At 47.0% G+C, this 19,386-nt stretch carries 18 protein-coding genes; 8 read left to right on the plus strand and 10 right to left on the minus strand.

Annotation, left to right across the window (positions count from 1 at the left end):
- The first annotated feature begins 23 nt into the window (after positions 1–23).
- Together RG959_RS18275 and RG959_RS18280 are read left to right on the plus strand one after the other, a co-directional pair.
- Positions 24–1,205: an AI-2E family transporter gene (locus RG959_RS18275; protein WP_309088491.1), complete on the plus strand. Its 1,182-nt coding sequence runs from the start codon at positions 24–26 to the stop codon at positions 1,203–1,205.
- 57 nt (positions 1,206–1,262) lie between these two features.
- The gene (locus RG959_RS18280) at positions 1,263–1,445 is read left to right on the plus strand and encodes a CsbD family protein (RefSeq protein ID WP_251269912.1); all 183 of its coding nucleotides are present in this window, start codon (positions 1,263–1,265) and stop codon (positions 1,443–1,445) included.
- A 100-nt stretch (positions 1,446–1,545) separates the two neighbouring features.
- Here the strand turns inward: RG959_RS18280 and RG959_RS18285 are convergent, their stop codons facing one another.
- On the minus strand, positions 1,546–4,554 hold the full coding sequence (locus RG959_RS18285; RefSeq protein WP_342798354.1) for an efflux RND transporter permease subunit: 3,009 nt from the start codon (positions 4,552–4,554) through the stop codon (positions 1,546–1,548).
- Between the two features lie 130 nt (positions 4,555–4,684).
- Between RG959_RS18285 and RG959_RS18290 the strand changes: the two genes are divergently transcribed.
- A complete protein-coding gene (locus tag RG959_RS18290; protein WP_342798355.1) occupies positions 4,685–5,527 on the plus strand; it encodes a TetR/AcrR family transcriptional regulator in 843 nt (280 codons plus the stop codon).
- A gap of 48 nt (positions 5,528–5,575) precedes the next feature.
- Here RG959_RS18290 and RG959_RS18295 read toward each other — a convergent pair whose 3' ends face one another.
- Complete coding sequence (locus tag RG959_RS18295) at positions 5,576–6,055, minus strand: hypothetical protein (protein WP_342798356.1); 480 nt, start codon at positions 6,053–6,055, stop codon at positions 5,576–5,578.
- 183 nt (positions 6,056–6,238) lie between these two features.
- Here RG959_RS18295 and RG959_RS18300 point away from each other — a divergent pair, with 183 nt between their 5' ends.
- Entirely contained in the window at positions 6,239–7,945 is a 1,707-nt protein-coding gene (locus RG959_RS18300) for a methyl-accepting chemotaxis protein (protein WP_342798357.1), read from the plus strand.
- Positions 7,946–8,153: 208 nt separating this feature from the next.
- On the opposite strand, the gene lepB is transcribed toward RG959_RS18300, so the two are convergent.
- Positions 8,154–8,690 (minus strand): signal peptidase I, encoded by a 537-nt coding sequence (lepB, locus tag RG959_RS18305; protein ID WP_342798358.1) that lies wholly within the window; start codon positions 8,688–8,690, stop codon positions 8,154–8,156.
- Positions 8,691–8,863: 173 nt separating this feature from the next.
- On the opposite strand from lepB, the gene RG959_RS18310 reads away from it, so the two are divergent.
- Complete coding sequence (locus tag RG959_RS18310) at positions 8,864–9,730, plus strand: SDR family oxidoreductase (protein WP_342798359.1); 867 nt, start codon at positions 8,864–8,866, stop codon at positions 9,728–9,730.
- 209 nt (positions 9,731–9,939) lie between these two features.
- Here RG959_RS18310 and tnpB read toward each other — a convergent pair whose 3' ends face one another.
- A complete protein-coding gene (gene tnpB / locus RG959_RS18315; RefSeq protein ID WP_342798360.1) occupies positions 9,940–11,067 on the minus strand; it encodes an IS200/IS605 family element RNA-guided endonuclease TnpB in 1,128 nt (375 codons plus the stop codon).
- A 177-nt stretch (positions 11,068–11,244) separates the two neighbouring features.
- Here tnpB and RG959_RS18320 point away from each other — a divergent pair, with 177 nt between their 5' ends.
- On the plus strand, positions 11,245–12,420 hold the full coding sequence (locus RG959_RS18320) for an AGE family epimerase/isomerase (RefSeq protein WP_342798361.1): 1,176 nt from the start codon (positions 11,245–11,247) through the stop codon (positions 12,418–12,420).
- Between the two features lie 65 nt (positions 12,421–12,485).
- Here the strand turns inward: RG959_RS18320 and RG959_RS18325 are convergent, their stop codons facing one another.
- From RG959_RS18325 to RG959_RS18350, 6 genes are all read right to left on the minus strand, one after another.
- Positions 12,486–12,629, minus strand: coding sequence for a hypothetical protein (locus tag RG959_RS18325; RefSeq protein WP_309088472.1), 144 nt, complete (start codon positions 12,627–12,629; stop codon positions 12,486–12,488).
- Positions 12,630–12,702: 73 nt separating this feature from the next.
- Complete coding sequence (gene galU / locus RG959_RS18330; RefSeq protein WP_483298904.1) at positions 12,703–13,581, minus strand: UTP--glucose-1-phosphate uridylyltransferase GalU; 879 nt, start codon at positions 13,579–13,581, stop codon at positions 12,703–12,705.
- Positions 13,578–13,964 (minus strand): GtrA family protein, encoded by a 387-nt coding sequence (locus RG959_RS18335; RefSeq protein WP_342798362.1) that lies wholly within the window; start codon positions 13,962–13,964, stop codon positions 13,578–13,580. Before RG959_RS18335 ends, galU begins: the two co-directional genes overlap by 4 nt.
- Complete coding sequence (locus RG959_RS18340) at positions 13,948–14,955, minus strand: glycosyltransferase family 2 protein (RefSeq protein ID WP_342798363.1); 1,008 nt, start codon at positions 14,953–14,955, stop codon at positions 13,948–13,950. The genes RG959_RS18335 and RG959_RS18340 overlap by 17 nt, the downstream gene beginning before the upstream one ends.
- Positions 14,918–16,876 (minus strand): glycosyltransferase family 39 protein, encoded by a 1,959-nt coding sequence (locus RG959_RS18345; RefSeq protein WP_342798364.1) that lies wholly within the window; start codon positions 16,874–16,876, stop codon positions 14,918–14,920. Before RG959_RS18345 ends, RG959_RS18340 begins: the two co-directional genes overlap by 38 nt.
- Before the next feature lie 278 nt (positions 16,877–17,154).
- The gene (locus tag RG959_RS18350) at positions 17,155–17,481 is read right to left on the minus strand and encodes a VOC family protein (RefSeq protein WP_342798365.1); all 327 of its coding nucleotides are present in this window, start codon (positions 17,479–17,481) and stop codon (positions 17,155–17,157) included.
- A 94-nt stretch (positions 17,482–17,575) separates the two neighbouring features.
- On the opposite strand from RG959_RS18350, the gene RG959_RS18355 reads away from it, so the two are divergent.
- Both RG959_RS18355 and RG959_RS18360 read left to right on the plus strand, forming a co-directional pair.
- Positions 17,576–18,364, plus strand: a complete 789-nt coding sequence (locus RG959_RS18355; protein ID WP_342798366.1) for a nucleotidyltransferase domain-containing protein — start codon at positions 17,576–17,578, stop codon at positions 18,362–18,364.
- Positions 18,361–19,380 carry a GNAT family N-acetyltransferase gene (locus RG959_RS18360; RefSeq protein ID WP_342798367.1) on the plus strand — a complete coding sequence of 340 codons (1,020 nt, stop codon included), beginning with the start codon at positions 18,361–18,363 and terminating at the stop codon, positions 19,378–19,380. The genes RG959_RS18355 and RG959_RS18360 overlap by 4 nt, the downstream gene beginning before the upstream one ends.
- Positions 19,381–19,386 lie beyond the last annotated feature (6 nt).

Below are 19,386 nucleotides of genomic sequence, written 5' to 3' on the forward strand. Positions count from 1 at the left end.
ATTTGCCAGAGGAGTGGACCTGAATGAATGAACAATCCCCGCTCGTCCGTTTTTTAGGCGGACGCACAGCCCTATTCGTCTTAAGCCTTGTGCTTTTGCTTGGGCTTACTATTATGGTATATTCCCGAGTTTCCTTTATTTTCGAACCAATTTTCGGGTTTATAGGCACCGTTGCCCTCCCCGTTATTTTATCCATTGTTGGCTACTACTTATTAAGCCCGCTTGTGAATCTGCTGCAGCGCTATAAAATACAGCGCGGCTGGGGAATTTTAATTGTTTTCGTGGCGCTGTCTGGCCTGATTACCATTTTACTGGTGACTATCCTGCCTTTTTTGCGGGATCAGACTGAAGCGCTGATTGCTTCATTCCCAAGCTACGCCCGGCAGCTCGGCATGGATATCGATATGTGGGCACGCAACTCACCCTTTGAAGCACAATATATGGAAATCTCTAAAAATATGCAGACGAACGCTGAACAGTTTCTAGGATCCATTACGCAGAATTTTTCCGATTTTGCCGGGCATACGCTTGACAGTATTACGAATGTGATCGCTACACTCACTAATTTCATTGTCTCGCTCGTAACTGTGCCGTTTATTTTGTTTTACCTGCTAAAAGACGGCCATAAGCTTTATAACGGCTTCCTTCATGTACTACCGCCAAGAATGCGCGGTCGTACCGGGGCGATGCTGATTGAAATGGATGAACAGCTTCGCTCATATATTCAAGGACAAATGCTGGTGAGTCTTTGCATTGGAATTATGATGTATATCGGCTTTCTCATTATCGGCCTTGATTATGCGCTGCTGCTTGCGGCTATTGCCAGCGTAACAAGCGTCGTGCCATACCTCGGACCGGTCATTGCTATTACACCCGCGATTATTATTGCCATCGTGACGTCACCGTTTATGGTGGTAAAGCTTGCCTTAGTATGGACAGTTGTTCAGCTTTTAGAAGGCAAATTTATTTCTCCGCAAATTATGGGCAAATCGCTGCAAATTCACCCGGTCACCATTATTTTCGTTCTACTGACGGCTGCCCACCTGTACGGCGTAGTCGGTGTGTTGATCGGCCTGCCGACTTATGCGCTTCTGAAAGTCATTGTTCAGTATATGTTTGGCTTATTTAAAGCTCGTTATAACCGGTTTTCCGAAAAAGCGGATGATCAGTATGCTGTTGTTGAAACGGACGATGACCTTGTTTAAGACTATGCAGCCCGGGTAAACATCTACTAGACGTATCAAAAAGGAGATGTTTTCATCATGGCACATGACAACAATGGACTTGGCGACAAATTAAAAGGCGCCGTAAACAAAGCAAAAGGTGAAGTAAAAGACCAGGTAGGGAATGCAACAGACAACGCAAAAATGCAGGCAGAGGGAAAAGCCGATAAATTAAAAGGCGATGTGCAAAACCATATTGGTCATGCGAAAGACCATCGTTAACCACCTGCCAAAACACCCGCAGTGTAACAACTGCAGGTGTTTTTTACTTTCCGTGACCAGTGTATAAAAAAGCAGCTTCCTGATTAGGAAGCTGCTTTTTTTACACTCTTTTTTTCATCCATTTGGATAGAACTTCATATACAATCGGCACAATAACAAGTGTCAGCAAAGTTGAACTTGTCAAGCCGCCGATTACAGTTACACCGAGGCCTTTTGAAATCAAGCCTCCTCCTTCGAGACCGAGCGCAAGCGGAAACAGAGCACCAATCGTCGCCAGCGCTGTCATTAAAATAGGACGCAGACGTGTTGATCCTGCTTCGAGCAGCGCTTCACGCGTCGTTAAGCCTTCGCGTTCTTTATGAATCACTCGGTCAATCAGCACGATTGCATTCGTTACTACAATGCCAATCAGCATAAGCGCACCAATCATAGATGAAATACTGATTGTTTCGCCAGCAATCAAGAGCGCCACCAGCGCACCGATAATAGCAAACGGCAGCGAGAATAAAATCGCGAATGGCGCGAGACCGCCGCCAAATGTAAGGACGAGTACAAGATATACAATCGCGATCGCCGCCAGCATAGCAAGGCCAAGCTGCGTAAACGACTCATTAATATCCTGCGTTACACCGCCCATTTCTACATTTACACCTGCAGGCAAATCAAGTTTATCGAGTTTTTCCTGCAGTGAATTGGATGCCGTAGATACATCGTCGCCTTTCAGCTCTCCGTTCACATCCACAAAAACTTTCCCATTACGGCGGGAAACCGTATCCGATGTTTCTCCTTCTTCTACCGTCATTACACTGCCGATTTTCACCGGCTGGCCGTTCATTGCTGAAACAGAACGGTTCGTGATATCGTCAATAGATTCATATGACTGCGCAGGCACATCAATATAAACATTGACGTCTTCCCCATCCCTTTCAATCGTCGTTAAAATTGGGCGTTCCCGCACCGGGTTCAGCTCCATAGCGATTTGACCGGCAGTCAGGCCTGCTGCCGCCATTTTTTCTGGATCGGCAACGAGCGTGTATTCTTCATAGGCGTCTGCAAGACCCGTTTCCACCTTTTTAAAATCACCGCTATCTTTCATCATCTCTTCTACATCTGCCACAACCGGCTCGATGTCTTCCAGCTCTTCGCCGTAAATATTAACGGCGACTTCATTACTTCCGGCGCTGGCCGAGAAGTCCTGCGACGCCCATTCTCCTTTAGAAACAGAGTCTTGCAAATCTTTGAGCGCGTCTTCTTTTTTCTGTGTGAAATCTTTTGTCTCTTCGTTATACATCACATAAAACATGGCGCTGTTCGATTGGCCCGGGTTCATCGGATTTTCACTTCCGACTGAATACTGAACCGTCTCTACATCGTCGATATCCATAAAGTAGCGCTCCGCATCAGCCGCAATATCCGCTACTTCCTCCATCGTCTGTCCCGGCTCCGGGGCGTACGTGACAATAACCATTTTCTCTTCTTCACTCGGCAGGAAGCTGACGCCGATCTTCGGCACTAAGAAAAAGCTGCCGATCAGGAGCACAACTGCCGTTAAAAATGTAATGATTTTATGATTTAAGGTCCATTTCAGCACAGAACGGTAACCCGCAGCAAGCCGTCCTGGCTTTTCTTCGTGTGCTTTTGCCTTAACGCCGCGTTTAAACAGTGTATGGGCGAGCATTGGCACAATGGTGACAGCTACCAGGAGCGAGGCAAGCAGCGCGAACACAACCGTCAGCGCAAATGGAAGAAACAATTCGCCTACCGTACCTTCTACCAGCCCAAGCGGCAGGAACACCGCAATGGTTACAATAGTAGAAGACATAATCGGCACGAACATTTCTTTTGTTGCTTCACGGATCAGTTCTTTTCCGCGCAGCGTCTCATCCTGAAGCGACAGGCGCCGATAAATGTTTTCCACAACCACGATCGAATCATCAATTACGCGCCCAATGGCAACTGTCATCGCTCCAAGGGTCATAACGTTTAACGTAATGTCCATTTGTTTCAGTAAAATTAACGCAATTAAAATCGACAGTGGAATCGAAATAACCGAGATAACCGTCGAGCGTACATCACGCAAAAACAGCATGATAATAATAACCGCAAAAAGAGCACCGAACAGCGCTTTGTTCAGCATTGTTTTCACAGATTCTTCAATTGGACCGCCTTGGTCAAAAGTAGAAGTAATCGTCAGGCCGTCCATATCACTTTCAAACTCATCTACTTTTTCTTTTACTGCATTGACAACGTCCACTGTATTCGCATCGGCTGCTTTTACAATTTGCAAGCCAATTGATTCCTGGCCGTTTGTCCGGGAAATCGATTCGGCTTTTCCGGTTAATTTCACCTCAGCGATATCCGACAGCTTGACCGGACCGATTGGAAGGTTCTGCAAGTCTTCAAGCGTTGTAATATTGCCATCAACCATCACAGACTTTTCCGTGCTGCCAAATTCAAATAAGCCAAGCGGTGCTTGAATGTCAGCTCCTTGAATCATTTTCGTCACTGTGTCTTCATCCAGCTTCAGCTGGGCAAGCTTTGCCTGATCAAACACAACGGTTGCTTCCTCCACCTGCTGGCCGGATATTTGAACGGATGCCACACCTTCAGTGCCTTCAATTTCCGGCACAACCTCCTCTTCTACAAGTGTTGTCAGCTCTTCCAGAGACAGGTTTTGGTCTGAAAGACTGAGTGCCATGACCGGAAATGCATTAATACTTAAACGCGATACGTCAGGCTCCTGCACGTTTTCTGGAAAATCCAGGTCCTCAAGTGCTTCTTTTGCTTCCTGTTCCGCTTTTTCCATATCCGTTGAGAAGCTGTATTCTACTTGGACAGAGGAAGCGTTTTGATAGGAAGTCGAGCTGACGACTTTTACGCCTCCTAAGTTTTGAAGCTGCTTTTCAATGGGTTCTGACACACTTTCCGCCACTTCTTCCGGCGTCGCTCCCGGATAGACCGTTGTTACTGTCACAATTGGCGGCGTGATATTAGGAATCGTCTCAAGCTTCATAGAAAGCCCGGCATACAAACCAGCCGCGGTTATGATGATGGTCATCAGCCAGACGGCAAATTTGTTTTTTAAGACGAAGTTAATTAACGCGTTCATGTTTCCTCTCCTTTATGACCAACCGGTCAGTTCTCTTTTCAATATATATGACTAGTCGGTCAATCGTCAAATAATTTCCGGTTTCAAAACAGTGACTTGTGGGTCATAATAGAAGTAGAGGTGAACGTCTATGACTGAGAAAGAACAACGAATTATCGAAGAATCCCTTAAACTATTTGCCCAGAAAGGCTTTGCTGCCACTTCCATACAAGAAATCGCCACCGCCTGCGACATATCAAAAGGTGCTTTTTATCTTCACTTTAAATCCAAAGAAGCATTGCTGTTAGCGGTTCTGCATTATTACTTTGATTTGTTATCAGCTAAAATCAAGACGATTGAATCTGAAGACTTGCCGCCGCGCGAAAAGTTTGTAAAACAAATTGAATGCCAAATGCGTGAGATTCAACAACATAAAGAGTTTCTTATCATGCAAGCACGCGAAAATGCAATTCCATTCAATGACGATATCGAAGCGTTTATTTTCAAAATGCGTACGGAGACGCATCAACTTTATCGAAACCGGCTGATCGGTATGTATGGACGCGAGATTGAACCGTACTTTTGGGACTTGTCCGCTGCACTTCAAGGCATCCAGCATGCGTTTTTGCATATGACACTTGTAGATGGAGTAGAGCTGGACGTCCATTCATTTGCGGAGTTTTTATTAGATAGTGCCGATGATCTGCAGGCCGGGCTCAAGCGCCGCGCCAAGCCGCCTGTGATCGACTCGCAAATCATGGAAAATTTGTTTAAGCATCACTTGAACGACGATCTTTTCGTTCTTTGGCTATCTGATTTAAAGCAGGAAAACTGGTCTGATGACATCCTCGTTTCGCTTGATGTGATCGAACAGGAACTCCAAAGCAGCAGTCCGCGGCCCGCTGTGCTGCGCGGTATGCTTGCCAATCTAACCGAAGAACCCAGCCTCCACGAGTTTATGCAGGCTGTGAAAAACTATTACAAACTTGGGTAACGGATCGTTTCATAAGAAAAGCCCTGGCAGGGAATGCCAGGGCTTTTCTTACTTCGATTGCGGCCGGAATCCTTCTTCCAGCAAATAACGCTCTGCTTCTTTAAACGATTCAAAGCTTTCTTCCAAATTTAAACCTGTGTACACATTCCACAGCTCATCTTCATTTGCAAGCACCAGCACTTGTCCTTCATGGTTTTTCCATTCCGTTTCTTTCACAAGCTCCTCCTGCTCAATGGCTTCGTCTTCTGGTTTATCTGACAAATACCGGATCGAATCCGATACCGCTGCCCGGAGTTCACTTTCTGAAAAGTCCCGAATATTGATAAGCCCTTTTGAATCAGCTTCATACCCCGGCAAGTCGCCGACAAAAACAAATCCATTCCCATTAGGATGCAGGTGATACACGACCACCGTTTTTTCATACAAACTTTCCTCAAAATGGTAATTAACACGCTTTAAAGACACATCTTTCACTGTCAGCTGTGGAAATGTCGCAAGAATCGCTTTTTTTTCTTCAAATGTAAGCATGGTACGCCTCTTTTCTTTTTAGATGACCGTAGTATATCATTTGCAGCCCCGCTTTTAAAATTAAATAAAATATTTATCATTTCCCCCAAAAAGCTGGCCAAAAGAGCTAAATATTTATCATTTTTTGCCGAAATACATAGCAAGATATCGACATAATACGACAAAAACCAGGAGGTTATACCTATGAAATATTTAAAAATTGGCCAAAAAATGCTCGTTTTAATCATAACGGCTGTTCTTTTTTTGCTGATGATCGGCGGTACCAGCTATTTCTTTTTGAATCAGACAGCCGAAAAGTCGAAGGAGATGTATGAAGATAAACTGGTTTCCATTCAAAACATCGGCCAAATCCGAACGAACAACCGGGCCATCACGGCTTATACACTGGAATTAATGATCTCTACTGATTCAAACATGAATCAGGAGCTCCGCGAGAAAACGGAAAACTTGATCGATGAAAATAACAAGCTCATGGAAGACTACTTGAACGCCAGCAAATCCGATCCGAAAGAACTCGAAATGGCTGAGCCGTTTGTAGAAGAATTTAAAACGTTCAGTGAAAAAGCACTCGATGCTCAAATTCTCGCTGGACAAAATAAAAATAAAGAGGCCTACGAGCAGTACTTAGCAGAAGTAGAACCTGCACGTGCAAAAATGACAGAGCTTGGCACTCAATTAAGCAATTATAATCGAGACACGGCGGCTGTATTAAACAATGAAAACCAGGAAAGCGCCCAAAAAGCGAACGCGATTATTTTAATCGCTTCTCTTCTTTCCATTCTTCTTTTCGTAGGACTTGCGATTTTGATTTCCCGGATGATCACCCACCCTATTCGTATCATTCAGGAATTAATGAGCCAGGCTCAAAAAGGAGATTTAACTGCTGCCGGAACGTATGCTTCTCGTGACGAGCTCGGCCAGCTGACTGCGTCATTCAACGACATGACGAGCGGATTGCGTGATGTGATTCGGCAGGTCGCTGAAACGGCGGAGCAGGTTGCGGCTTCTTCCGAGGAGCTCAATGCGAATTCAGAGGAAACGACGCGTGCGACTGAATTGATCGCAAACACAATGGAAGAAATGGCAAGCGGGTCGGACAGCCAGCTGCGTCAAGTGTCTGACACAACGGCAACGATGAACGAACTGGCAGACGGCGTTCAGCAAATCGCGCGCAATGCACACTCTGTCTCCGAAACAGCTGCCGGGGCGATTGAACGTGCGACTGCCGGAAACGCGTCGATCCGCCAGGCCGTTAACCAAATGGGATCCATCAATACAACATTCGACGGGCTTTCTGGTGTGATTCAAGGACTCGGCCGCCGTTCAAACGAAATTGGCCAGATTATTGACTCCATTACAGCGATTGCTGCCCAAACGAATCTGCTTGCGCTGAATGCAGCGATTGAAGCGGCACGGGCCGGCGAACAAGGCCGCGGATTTGCGGTGGTAGCGGATGAAGTTCGTAAGCTTGCTGAAGAATCTGCCCGGTCAGCTGGCCAAATTTCCGAGCTGATTTCCGCTATTCAAGCAGAAACCGCCCAAGCTGTCGAAGCGATGAAATCAGCCACAGCTGAAGTACAGGGCGGTATTGATGTGGTGCATAATGCGGGTGGCTCGTTTGCAGATATTACTTCTGCAATCGGCGACGTAACCGGTCAAATCCAGGAGGTATCCGCCGCTGTCCAGCAAATGGCTGCCGGCACTGAGCAAGTTGTTGCAAGCATGGATCAAATTCATTCTATCTCAGAAGAAGCTGCTGCCAGCACGGAAAATGTCTCGGCGGCATCCGAGGAGCAGATGGCCTCTATGGAGGAAATCGCTGCTTCTGCCCGTTCTTTAGCGGAAATGGCAACCCATCTTCAAGAGATGACCCGACGCTTTACCGTTTAATAAAAAAGCAGTCTCTTTATCGAGACTGCTTCAGGCTGCCCGCAAACGCCCGCTTTCGGCGTCACTTGCCGGCTGTGAATGCTCATGACCCTAAAAAGGTCACTCCGCTTCCCATCCAGCTGCGTTCCTGGAAGAGCAGGCGTTTTCAATCAGCCTGCTTCTAACTTTGTCTACACTCTGAAGCAGTCTCTTTACCGAGACTGCTTTTTTAATAAGTCTGGATTGAGGACAATGGGTAAAACCGCAGCTGCACTTCTCCGTTCACACTGTTCTCCGGGATCAGCCCGAACGCGCGGCTGTCTTTGCTCACTCGGCGGTTATCGCCCATTACAAATAAGTATCCGTCCGGAACCCGGTCATACCCGGTTTTTTCCTTTAAAGTAAAGTCACCCATCAGCTTTTCACCGGGCATCAGCCCGTCCCGGTTTTCATCTAAATACGGCTCCTCTGTTGCTTTTCCATTCACGTACAGCACGTCATTTTTCACCTCAATCGAATCTCCCGGTACTCCGATAACCCGCTTAATATAATGTTCATCCGCATCCGGCGCATCAAATACGATTTGATCAAACCGATCGATCTTCGTTGTTTTGGTAATAATGACTTTATCATCGTTCTCAAATGTCGGTGCCATGGATTCTCCGTGTACGACAATACTTGAAAATAAAAAGTAGCGTACAGTACCTGCAATGATCACCGCCAAGGCAATCGACTTTATCCACGAAATGACTTCGCTCCAATTCATGTGGTTCTTCCTTCCCTTTTTCAGTTTAAGCCATGCCTTTTCTTTATTGTATCAAACCGAATCCTTTTCATGCCAGAATCACCCTTTTAAAACAGACAACTGCAAGAATACGTTTAGCCATCTTCTGGAAAGGTTAAGGTACTATTGTGTATAAAAAAAAGGAGGAGATCCAGATGAACATTTATGAACAGCAGAAAAACGGCCAGCCGGCGCAGTCACAGTCCAAGCAGCCAGGAATTGAATCTCAAATGGAGCCCCGTCCGATTCAGCCGACTAACTACATAGGCAGCGGCAAGCTAAAAGACCGTGTAGCGCTGATTACAGGCGGTGACAGCGGAATTGGCCGTGCTGTTGCTATTGCCTATGCTAAAGAAGGTGCTCATGTGGCGGTCAACTACCTTGAGGAACATAGCGACGCGGAAGAAACAAAGCAGCTTATTGAAGCAGAAGGTGTACGCTGTCTCCTGCTCCCTGGCGACGTTTCAAAAGAAGATACATGCAAGGAGCTCGTAGAGAAAACGGTGAGCGAGCTGGGCAAACTTGATATTCTCGTAAATAATGCGGCGATTCAGTTTCCAACGCAAAACATTGAAGACATTACTGAAGAACAGTGGGATAAAACGTTCCGTACCAATATGTACTCCGTCTTTTTTATGAGCAAGCACGCGGTGCCGCATTTAAAACAAGGCAGCGCCATTATTTCCACCACTTCTATTAACCCTTATATCGGCAACCCGACCTTAATGGATTACACAGCAACAAAAGGGGCGATCGTCGGCTTTACACGCAGCCTGGCGCAAAACCTGGCGTCAAAAGGCATCCGTGTGAATATGGTGGCGCCTGGCCCCATTTGGACACCGCTTATTCCGGCCACATTTGAAGGTGAGAAAGTCGCCGAATTTGGAACAAATACCCCGCTCGGGCGTCCTGGACAGCCGGCAGACCATGCAGGCGCATATGTGCTGCTTGCATCTGATGAAGGGGCTTATATTACCGGACAATGTATTCATATCAATGGCGGCATGGCAATGTCTTCTTGATCATTCCAGGCAGAAAGGCAGTCCGCTTTTCTGCCCTTTTACTTTACTTGAATTACCCTCAGTTACTCACTACGTTCGTTTGAACATGGGAGATTCCTAAGTACAGGAACCCATCGGCCCCTAATTCATTAGGCTACACCCGTCACTCCGACGGTTGGCAGTACAAACGACTTCGCAGCAAGTCTCCTGCAGAAAATCAAATTGTGTGACTAAACAATAGCTAAATTACGGATATTCCGGGAAGCATTAATGTCCGCATTTTCAGAATGACCACAGGAGACACAAATAAATGCCGCTTGTGTTTGACGGTTTTCTTTCGCTGTATGCCCGCATGAATGGCACTTTTGGGAAGTGGGACGAGGATCAACAACGATCACCTTCTTGCCGTACCATTTTGCTTTATATTCCAGCATCGTGCGGAATTCCGACCAGGAAACTTCGCTGATTGCTTTAGATAATGTACGGTTCTTCAGCATGTTTGATACTTTCAGGTCCTCAATCCCGATGACATCGTGGTTTTTGATGATCTCGGTCGTGATTTTCTGCAGGTAATCAGTCCGTGCGTTCGCAATCTGTTCATGAATACGTGCCACTTTGATACGCTGTTTTTGTACATTTTTCGCTTCTGATAAAGGTTTTTTTTGTTGAATCGCCAGGCGCTGACGACGGGAAAGAATGCGCTGTGCTTTGGCCAGCTTCTCTTCTAACACTCTAAAGAACTTTGGATTTTTGTACACTTTCCCATTCGAGAGAATGGCAAAGTCTTTTAAGCCAACATCAATCCCAACGGTGGAATCTGTTTTGGGCAGGTCTTTCACCTCTGTTTCAACAAGCAAAGAAACGAAGTACTTTCCGGAAGGGCTTTTCCGTACCGTTGCATTTAAAATACGGCCTTGCACGTCACGGCTGTTCGCAAAACGAACCCAGCCCAGCTTAGGCAGTTTCATGCGATTGCCTGCAATACTTACCTCTGGAAGCTGATTCTTTTTTTCAATATTCGTCGTGTAAGACTGAACCTTATTTTTCTTACTCTTAAATCGTGGAGCAGCGCTTTGCTTCTTGAGGAAACGGTCAAATGAGTCTGCAAGATGTTTCAAGGATGATTGCAGGGAATGTGAATCAACTTCTTGCAGCCAACTTAATTCTTTCTTTAGCTGTGTAAGCTGGGAAGAACAGGCACTGTACGATAAGCCTTTTCCAGTTGTTTGATAGGTTTCGTTCCATACGGAAAGGAAGCGGTTGAACACAAAACGCGAGCAGCCGATGGTTTTCGCAATCAACACTTCTTGTTTTTTGGTTGGATATAGGCGAAAGCGATAGGCTTTGTTAACCAGCATTCTACTCACCTCGTTTAGCAGCTATAATACAAATTATACCAAAAACAAGACGGAACTAAAAACGTTTGCTTCGCAAAACTGACATTCACCCCACCGCTTATTTCTGGGCTGCGCCCTTAACGAAACGGAAGCGGGGGGTACTCTTTCAGTAAAATCTGATAGAAAGAAGGGAAATGAATGGATTTTACCCAAAAAAGCACACTCGTCTCACACATTCACGATATCCTTTGTTTTTATTACCCTGCCTGTATCGACCAAAAAAACGGCGGCTATCGGAGCGGCTTTTCCGATGACGGGACAGTGACAGACAGCCAAACAAAGCACCTTGTCGGCACAAGCCGGTTTGTTTACCTTTTCAGCATCGGCATACTGACAGACGGACCGGACTGGTGCCGGGATGCGGCGGAACACGGCATTCGCTTTTTGACTGAGCACCACCAGGATAAAGAAAATGGCGGCTTCTTTTTTGAGCTCGACGGCACTCATGTACAAGATGATACAAAAATGGCCTATGGTCATGCTTTTGTGCTGCTGGCCGCTTCAATCGCCCATCAAGCCGGTGTCCCAGGCGCCAAAGAATTGCTCGAGATTGTTGACGAGGTAACGGAGCAGCGCTTTTGGGACGAGAAGCATGGCTTATACCGCGATGAATGGGATGCTTCCTGGTCTGTACTGGCTGCGTACCGCGGGCAAAATGCCAATATGCATATGTGTGAAGCCATGCTGACAGCATTTGAAGCAACTGGGGAAAACAAGTATCTTGACCGGGCATACCTGCTGGCAAAAAAGGTGCCCATAGAACTGCGGACAAAGGGCGGCGGCATGATCTGGGAGCATTACACACCAGACTGGCAGCCGGACTGGGTATACAACCAAGGTAACACAAAAGACGAATTCCGGCCGTACGGCTTCATTCTCGGCCATCAGCTTGAATGGAGTAAGTTGCTTCTCTGGCTGGATCGTCACCGTTCAGAATCCTGGATGCTTGAGACGGCAGAAGACCTGTACCGAAACGGCTGGGGATATGGACACGACGCTGAGCACGGTGGTATTTACTACTCTCTTTCCCCGGAGCGTGAAGTGATTGATACCGATAAAAATTACTGGGTGATTTCTGAAGCCCTCGCCGCTGCCGCTCTTTTAGGCGCAAAAACCGGTCATGATCCATATTGGGACCATTATCGCCAGTTGTTTGCTTATGCTTCGGAGTATTTTATCGATCATACACACGGCGGCTGGTATACGCTGCTGAATGAACAAAATGAGCGGTACGAAGGAGAAAAAAGCGTTGCCCCTAAAGCTGACTACCATCCGGCGGCAGCCTGTTATCAGGCGATTCTTGCTTTATCATAAAAAAGCCCACAGCATGAAAAAACGATCCCCTTACACTAGGGGATCATTTTCGGTCAGACGTTCTTTTACGGAAGACGCGTCTCTGTGTCTTTTAAACGATTTTGGTCATCAGGCATACGGTTTTTATCAGCCGTTTTTTGCGCTTCTTGTTTCTGGGCTTCTTTCATGTTTTCCTTTTGCTTGTTTGTTAATTCTTTTGGATGGTCCATGAAATATCACTCCTTTGTTATGACTGTTCCCGGTCTGATGAGGTATAAACGTCCTTTTTAAAGAGTGGTTTCATTACTGAACCGCCATTCTTCCGTGAAGCCCGTCCAAATAAGCAAGCACCTGGCCGCGCATTTCCGGCCGGCTGAGCGCCATTTCAATGCCGGCACGCAGATAACCGAACTTGTCGCCGATATCATAACGCTGCCCCTCAAGTAAAACGGCATGAATCGGGGAAGCAGCACACTGTTTCCGAAGTGCATCCGTCAGCTGAATCTCTCCTCCTGTACCACGCTCTAAAGATTCTAAAACAGGAAAAATAGATGGATTGAGCACATAACGTCCCATAACCGCAATCATCGACGGCGCTTCGTCAACAGATGGTTTTTCCACCAGATCAGCCAGTTCGTACACAGAACCTGTGCAGGAACGGGGGTCGATAATACCGTATTTTGATACATCCTCCGGCGCAACATGCTGTACGCCGACAACATCGGTCTCCACCTTTTCGTGCACATCCATCAGCTGGCGAAGCGCCGGCTTTTTAGACATCATTAAGTCATCTCCTAAAAGTACTGCAAACGGTTCATCGCCGATAAATTGACGGGCGGAAAGAACAGCGTGTCCCAGACCCAAAGGCTCTCTTTGCCGGATATAATGAATGGAAGCTAGATTCGAAATCCCCTGCAGTTCTGCCAGTATCTCATTCTTCCCTTTTTCCTCTAATGTTTGTTCCAATTCAATCGAGCGGTCAAAATGATCCTCAATCGATCTTTTGTTGCGCCCTGTCACAATAATAATGCTTTCGATGCCCGAGGCAACTGCTTCTTCCACAATATATTGAATGGCCGGCTTATCAACAACCGGCAGCATTTCTTTTGGCTGTGCTTTCGTAGCAGGCAAAAATCTTGTTCCAAGTCCTGCTGCTGGAATGACGGCTTTTTTAATGGTCATATTGATTTTCTCCTTTGCTGCCTGAACACCCAGAAACGGCTGCCGAAAAACGTGACGGACAAGCCGCTGAGTGTGGCGATGGTTTTACTAATAAAAAGCGGCTGCCCGCTTAAAAGGGATAGCAGAAACGTCGACATACAAAGAGCAATCACATTTAGAAGGATAAACTTTGTTATTTCCTCTATATGTATTCGCCCGCTTGCTTTAAATGTCCATGACCGGTTCCAGACGAAACTGTTGAGCGTGCCTGCACTGTAGGATAATACTTGTGCTAACAAGTACGGCACACCAACCGACCAAAGCGTGAAAAAAATGAGCATATCGATCGCTGTATTTAACACGCCTACAATCCCAAATTTCATCACTTCATTTAAATTTCGCATAGCGGGTCACAACGTCGCTTTCATGTTCGGATTGACGGCTGTCACGCAAAATATATAACGGCCGGTTTTTTGCTTCGTCGTAAATGCGGCCGATATATTCTCCAATGACGCCCAGCATAATCAGGATGACACCGTTGAAAAACAGCATTGTCAGCAGTAAGGATGACCATCCTGGAGTCGTTGTGTCTGTAAACAAGCGCTGATACAAGACGATCAAAATAGCCAGTGAGCTTGCTGCTGACAGCATGACGCCAAGCAGGCTTGCCAGCTTCAGCGGTTTATAAGAAAACGAGGTGATGCCGTCCATTGAAAACTTCAGCATTTTTTTGAGCGGGTATTTTGTTTCGCCGGCCAGCCGTTCGTCCCGTTCATATTCAATCGCGGTTTGTTTAAAGCCAACCCAGCTGACAAGACCGCGGACAAAGCGGCTTTGTTCTTTCATGCTCTTCAGCTGGTCGCATACTTTCCGGTCGAGCAGGCGGAAATCGCCGGTATCGAGCGGAATATCGATATCGGTAGACGCCCGCAGCAGCCGATAAAACATTTTCGCGGTTTGTTTTTTGAAAAAGGTCTCTCCTTTGCGTTTTGTCCGCTTGGCGTACACAACGTCATAGCCTTCTTTCCATTTCTCAATCATGTCTAGAATGAGCTCCGGCGGGTCCTGTAAATCAGCATCTATAACCACGATCGCGGAGCCGGCAGCATGATCCATGCCGGCTGTAATCGCAATCTGGTGTCCGAAATTACGAGAGAAATCAAGATATTTTACATGGCGGTCCTGCACCGCAATCTCTTTTAAAATATCAATGGTCGCATCCTGGCTGCCGTCGTTCACAAACAGCAGCTCATACGAACCGTCTGCCTGATCCATCACCGCTTTAAGGCGGCTGTACGTTTCACGGATCACTAATTCTTCATTGTACACTGGGATAATAATGGAGTATTTCATATCCTCACGCTCCTTCATAAACATATAAACCGCTCCAGTCATCAGATGTGACTTCCTTGCAATGCTCCTGAATCCATTCGGTTACTTCACTATTTTGGCTGCCTCCCGGTCCGCCGCCTGATGTCATAAAAAATTTCACTTCTCCGCTGGCTGTCATTTCTTCCAGTTTTTCAACCGTCATAGCCGGATCGGAGCCGCCAAATCCTCCCATAGCCAAGGCTGTGTAGTCCGTATTCAAAATGATGCTGGCAGCAGAATTGGCATTTTGCACTGCAACTAAGTAGGTTTCGCCTGTATTATTTTCTTCCAGGTAGCTGATCAGCTCTTCGCTCATCTCTCCGCCCATACCACCGCCGCCGCGGCCGTCCGAACTGTTTTCATCTGTCCCGTCAGGACGCTCCATTCCAGCTGGCATTTCACCATCTTGAGGCATTTCCATTCCTTCCGGCATCTCTCGACGTTCACCATCTGCTGCCATCGCCACACCTCGGTCAGCGAATACACCGCCACCGCCCGGTCCGCCTGCTGTAGCAGGTCCAGCGGTTGGCATAATGCTGTTTGTCGTACCCGCCATAACGGGTATGACCGCCCAGTAAGCTGGCATTAAAAGCAGCCCCAGCATCGCTGCTGTCCGGACATGATGGACATATTTTGTCGTGATAATCAGCAGGATACAGACAATCAATCCGAGAGCCAGCACTCCGCCGATCAGCCACGGCTGAATCGAGTCAATATTTTGATAAAGTACGTATGCTTCAAAAGCGAATGTGACCAGCAGCGCTATCGGAAACAGCAGGCGGCTCCAGTTCTTTTTCTCTTTGTACAGTCCCCACAGCACCGCGCCGCCAACAGCTGTTAAAGCCGCAACAGCCGGTCCCATCATGCTTAAATAGTAGCGGTGGTAAAAGCTTGCGATGCTAAAAAAGCCCATCATTGGCAGCAGCCATGCCAGCCAGAAGATAGCGAATTTATGCTGCATCGTAAGTGCTCTTTGGCGCTTGATCGACACCGCTATTCCGATTAAGCCGAACAAGACAAATGGAAGCAGCCAGCTCGACTGTCCAGACATCGAATCTGAGAACAAACGCAGAACACCTGCTTCGCCAATATCTTCACCGCCGGCTCCTTGGGAAGAGTTGTTATTCAGTAAGCTGCCCGATTTATCATCGGTACCGCCGCTTTTTGATTGGTCCCCGGTCAGCCGCTGAATCCCGTTATAGCCAAATGCCAGCTCCAGCACTGAGTTTGTCTGGCTTCCACCGATATAGGGACGGTTCTCTTCCGGCGTCAGCTGTACCGCTGTCGCATAGGAAACAGAAACACCCAATAAAACGACTGTTGCCATAACCAAGTGAACAATTCGTTTTTTCCAGTTGTGCTGCGCAGCGATTAAATAAAAAAGATAAAAAGCCGGTACAACCATGTACGCCTGCAGCATTTTAATGTTAAAGCCGATCCCAATCAACACCATGGAAAGGAGCAGCCAGCTGATTTTTTTTTGCTGAACCGACTTCATGAGCGCCCATACAGCAAAAAGCAGTGTTAAAATCAGCATCGCATCTGTATTGTTCGTCCGTGTTACCGCAACGAAGATTGGCGTTACCGCCAGCACAAGCCCGGCCCAGCGTGCGGTTTTCATACCAAATACGGGTTTGACAATCGTATATAAAACAAAAACGGATAATACACCGGCGATCGCTTCCGGAAGCAGCACGCTCCAGTCACTCACGCCAAAAATTTTCGCGCTGATCGCTTGAACCCAAAGAGCGACCGGCGGCTTATCCACCGTAATAAAATTGCCTGAGTCCAATGACGCGTAGAAAAACGACTTCCAATTGGTCGTCATGCTTTTTACAGCCGCCGTATAATACGAGTTGGATCCTGATGCCCCTATGTTATAAAAATTCAATATCGCTGACAGCGCTAAAATCACCGCGAGCCACGGATCAAACCGTTTCTTCATTCTCTTCACACTCCATTTTCTTCTTTCGATATTCTGAAGTGTAAACCGCGTTGGTGAAAGAACGGTGAAAAGAAACGGTTTTTTGTAAGAGAAAAACGCCTATGCCTCATTGGCACAAGCGCTTTTTGTTAATCCTGGTTTCCATACATCAATTCCGTACTATGGCTGTACAGCTCAATGGTGTTGCCAAAGGGGTCCTGGCAGTACTGTAGAAAGTACGGCTTGCCGGGGCGGGTGTTCCACTTTTGGCTGATCCGCTTCCCTCCCCCCTCTTCAATTCATTCGGCGGCCGCATCCACATCATCTACTATCAGACAAAGATGAAAAAATCCGGTGTGGTATCTTTCCGGTTCTCTTCGTTCCATCCTCGGCTCCATAAATTCGAACAGCTCCAGCCCTACCCCATTTCCGGCTGTTAAGTGGGCATTTTTCACCCTCTTTATGTGCTGCCCCTGTAGATCCTGTGTCATATTAGGCTTTTCTTCTTCCGACGCATCAAAGAAATACAGCCCGGTAATGATTACAAATCCGAGGGTCTTCTCATACCAATCAACCGCTTTCTCCAAATCTGGCACCGCAAACCCTACATGTGTAATGACAATCATCTTTTTTCCTCTTTTTTTTTACGTCTTTACCCCGTCTTGAGGTTTACAATAGTCCAAAAAGCGAGTACACTACCGCAAACGGAGGTGTAAAAGGATGGAAAAGGAGATTTTGGCAGCATTACGGAGCATTGAACAGGAATACGATGTGAAGGTACTATACGCCTGTGAATCAGGGAGCCGTGCATGGGGGTTTCCATCTCCGAACAGCGACTGGGATGTTCGCTTTTTTTATATACACCGCCCAGAAGTGTATCTCAGTATTGACCCTGTAGGTGTCGGAAAAAAACGTGACGTAATTGAACGCCCGATTCATGATGAGCTTGATATAAGCGGCTGGGACCTGACCAAGACACTTAAGCTGTTTCGTAAATCCAATCCGCTGCTTTTGGAATGGCTGTTCTCCGATATTGTATATGAAGAACCGTACCAAACCGCCGGGCAGATGAGACAAATGAGCGGCAGCGTGTTTTCACCGGTTTCCTGTATGCATCATTACATGAACATGGCAGCCAGCAACTACCGGGCTGTGCACAAAAAAGAAAACAGCAAACTTAAACAATATTTTTATATCCTGCGCCCGGTGCTCGCAGCTAAGTGGATTGCTGAGCGGCAGACTATCCCTCCTTTTCCGCTCGGTTCCCTGCTAGACACGCTGATCAAAGATAAAGCCCTAATGACAGCCATCCAGCAGCTTGCCGCACGAAAAACTGCGGGTGAAGAGGGAAACGGTGGATCTGGCATCACCCTCATAGACGCATTTCTTGAACGGGAGATAGAAGAGCTTCGAAGCCGTGCTGCGTCCCTCAAGCAGCCGTCAGAGAATCCAACAGAACGGTTAAACGATTTGTTCCGCCAAACATTGAAGGAGGTGTGGAGTGAATGAAAAAAATCACCTTGCAGCCACACAGCTTAACGAATGCAGACCGAATTTTCACGCTGACTTCTGCGCCCGAGATAAAGGAAGCGCTTGGCCTGCAAGTAAATACAGTCCATGACACGATTGACTTTTTGCAGGCAGTGATGGCGGAAGAGCTGGAAGGAAAAACAGTGTCACGGGCGATAATCAATGAGAATGGTGAACTAATCGGCATTACAACTTTAATGTTCATTGACCGGGAAAGCGGCTCATGCAGTCTCGGCACATGGATTGGACATGAATATTGGGGACAGAGCTATAACAAGGCTTCTAAATGCGCTATTTTGCAGACAGCTTTTGCAGAACTGGGCCTTAACCGCGTTTTTATCGGTGCGCGTCTTGTGAACAAACGGTCACAGGCCGCACAAAAAAAACTGCCGTTTGTTACATGGAACGTCGAAGCGGATTATCCGGACGTACATGCAGCGCTTGAAGAAAAAGAAGGACAGCCCTGCTTGTTAAACGTTGTGTACCGGGCTGATTTTCCGCTCGTCCGCCCGGCACACAACGAAGATATTCCGGCCGTCCAGGCTGTCGCACGGGCTGCCTGGCATAATACATATGAAAAGATCATTCCACGGCCTGTGCAGGATGCTTTTTTGGATCGTGCTTATGCGGTAAACCAGATTAAGGAGCGATTCCAGAGCTTGTTTTTTGTGGCGGAATGCGGCGGGCAGGTGGTTGGATTTGCAAACGCCGTGCAAGAAGGACCAAGTGCCAGTTTGCAGGCGATCTATCTTCATCCGGATGTCCAGAGGCAAGGGATCGGCATACGGCTGCTGGATGAAATGATCAATCATTTAGCCAAACCCTGCACTATAACTGCTGAGGTAGAAAGCGGCAACGTGTCTGGGGAGCGATTTTACGAGACGAACGGTTTTTCCTTTGTAGAAGAATACAAAGAAAGCTTTTTAGGTCATACATGGCATACGAAAAGGATGGAGCGGAAATGCGGACAAATAAAAAAGGGTGTCTCCTCATGAGATACC

Source organism: Domibacillus sp. 8LH (assembly GCF_038806185.1).
Taxonomy (GTDB): domain Bacteria; phylum Bacillota; class Bacilli; order Bacillales; family Domibacillaceae; genus Domibacillus; species Domibacillus indicus_A.

Coding starts and splice junctions, on each gene's coding strand:
- RG959_RS18275 (WP_309088491.1), top strand. CDS start 24: ATGAATGAACAATCCCCGCTCGTCCGTTTTTTAGGCGGACGCACAGCC.
- RG959_RS18280 (WP_251269912.1), top strand. CDS start 1,263: ATGGCACATGACAACAATGGACTTGGCGACAAATTAAAAGGCGCCGTA.
- RG959_RS18285 (WP_342798354.1), bottom strand. CDS start 4,554: ATGAACGCGTTAATTAACTTCGTCTTAAAAAACAAATTTGCCGTCTGG.
- RG959_RS18290 (WP_342798355.1), top strand. CDS start 4,685: ATGACTGAGAAAGAACAACGAATTATCGAAGAATCCCTTAAACTATTT.
- RG959_RS18295 (WP_342798356.1), bottom strand. CDS start 6,055: ATGCTTACATTTGAAGAAAAAAAAGCGATTCTTGCGACATTTCCACAG.
- RG959_RS18300 (WP_342798357.1), top strand. CDS start 6,239: ATGAAATATTTAAAAATTGGCCAAAAAATGCTCGTTTTAATCATAACG.
- lepB (WP_342798358.1), bottom strand. CDS start 8,690: ATGAATTGGAGCGAAGTCATTTCGTGGATAAAGTCGATTGCCTTGGCG.
- RG959_RS18310 (WP_342798359.1), top strand. CDS start 8,864: ATGAACATTTATGAACAGCAGAAAAACGGCCAGCCGGCGCAGTCACAG.
- tnpB (WP_342798360.1), bottom strand. CDS start 11,067: ATGCTGGTTAACAAAGCCTATCGCTTTCGCCTATATCCAACCAAAAAA.
- RG959_RS18320 (WP_342798361.1), top strand. CDS start 11,245: ATGGATTTTACCCAAAAAAGCACACTCGTCTCACACATTCACGATATC.
- RG959_RS18325 (WP_309088472.1), bottom strand. CDS start 12,629: ATGGACCATCCAAAAGAATTAACAAACAAGCAAAAGGAAAACATGAAA.
- galU (WP_483298904.1), bottom strand. CDS start 13,581: ATGACCATTAAAAAAGCCGTCATTCCAGCAGCAGGACTTGGAACAAGA.
- RG959_RS18335 (WP_342798362.1), bottom strand. CDS start 13,964: ATGCGAAATTTAAATGAAGTGATGAAATTTGGGATTGTAGGCGTGTTA.
- RG959_RS18340 (WP_342798363.1), bottom strand. CDS start 14,955: ATGACTGGAGCGGTTTATATGTTTATGAAGGAGCGTGAGGATATGAAA.
- RG959_RS18345 (WP_342798364.1), bottom strand. CDS start 16,876: ATGAAGAAACGGTTTGATCCGTGGCTCGCGGTGATTTTAGCGCTGTCA.
- RG959_RS18350 (WP_342798365.1), bottom strand. CDS start 17,481: ATGATTGTCATTACACATGTAGGGTTTGCGGTGCCAGATTTGGAGAAA.
- RG959_RS18355 (WP_342798366.1), top strand. CDS start 17,576: ATGGAAAAGGAGATTTTGGCAGCATTACGGAGCATTGAACAGGAATAC.
- RG959_RS18360 (WP_342798367.1), top strand. CDS start 18,361: ATGAAAAAAATCACCTTGCAGCCACACAGCTTAACGAATGCAGACCGA.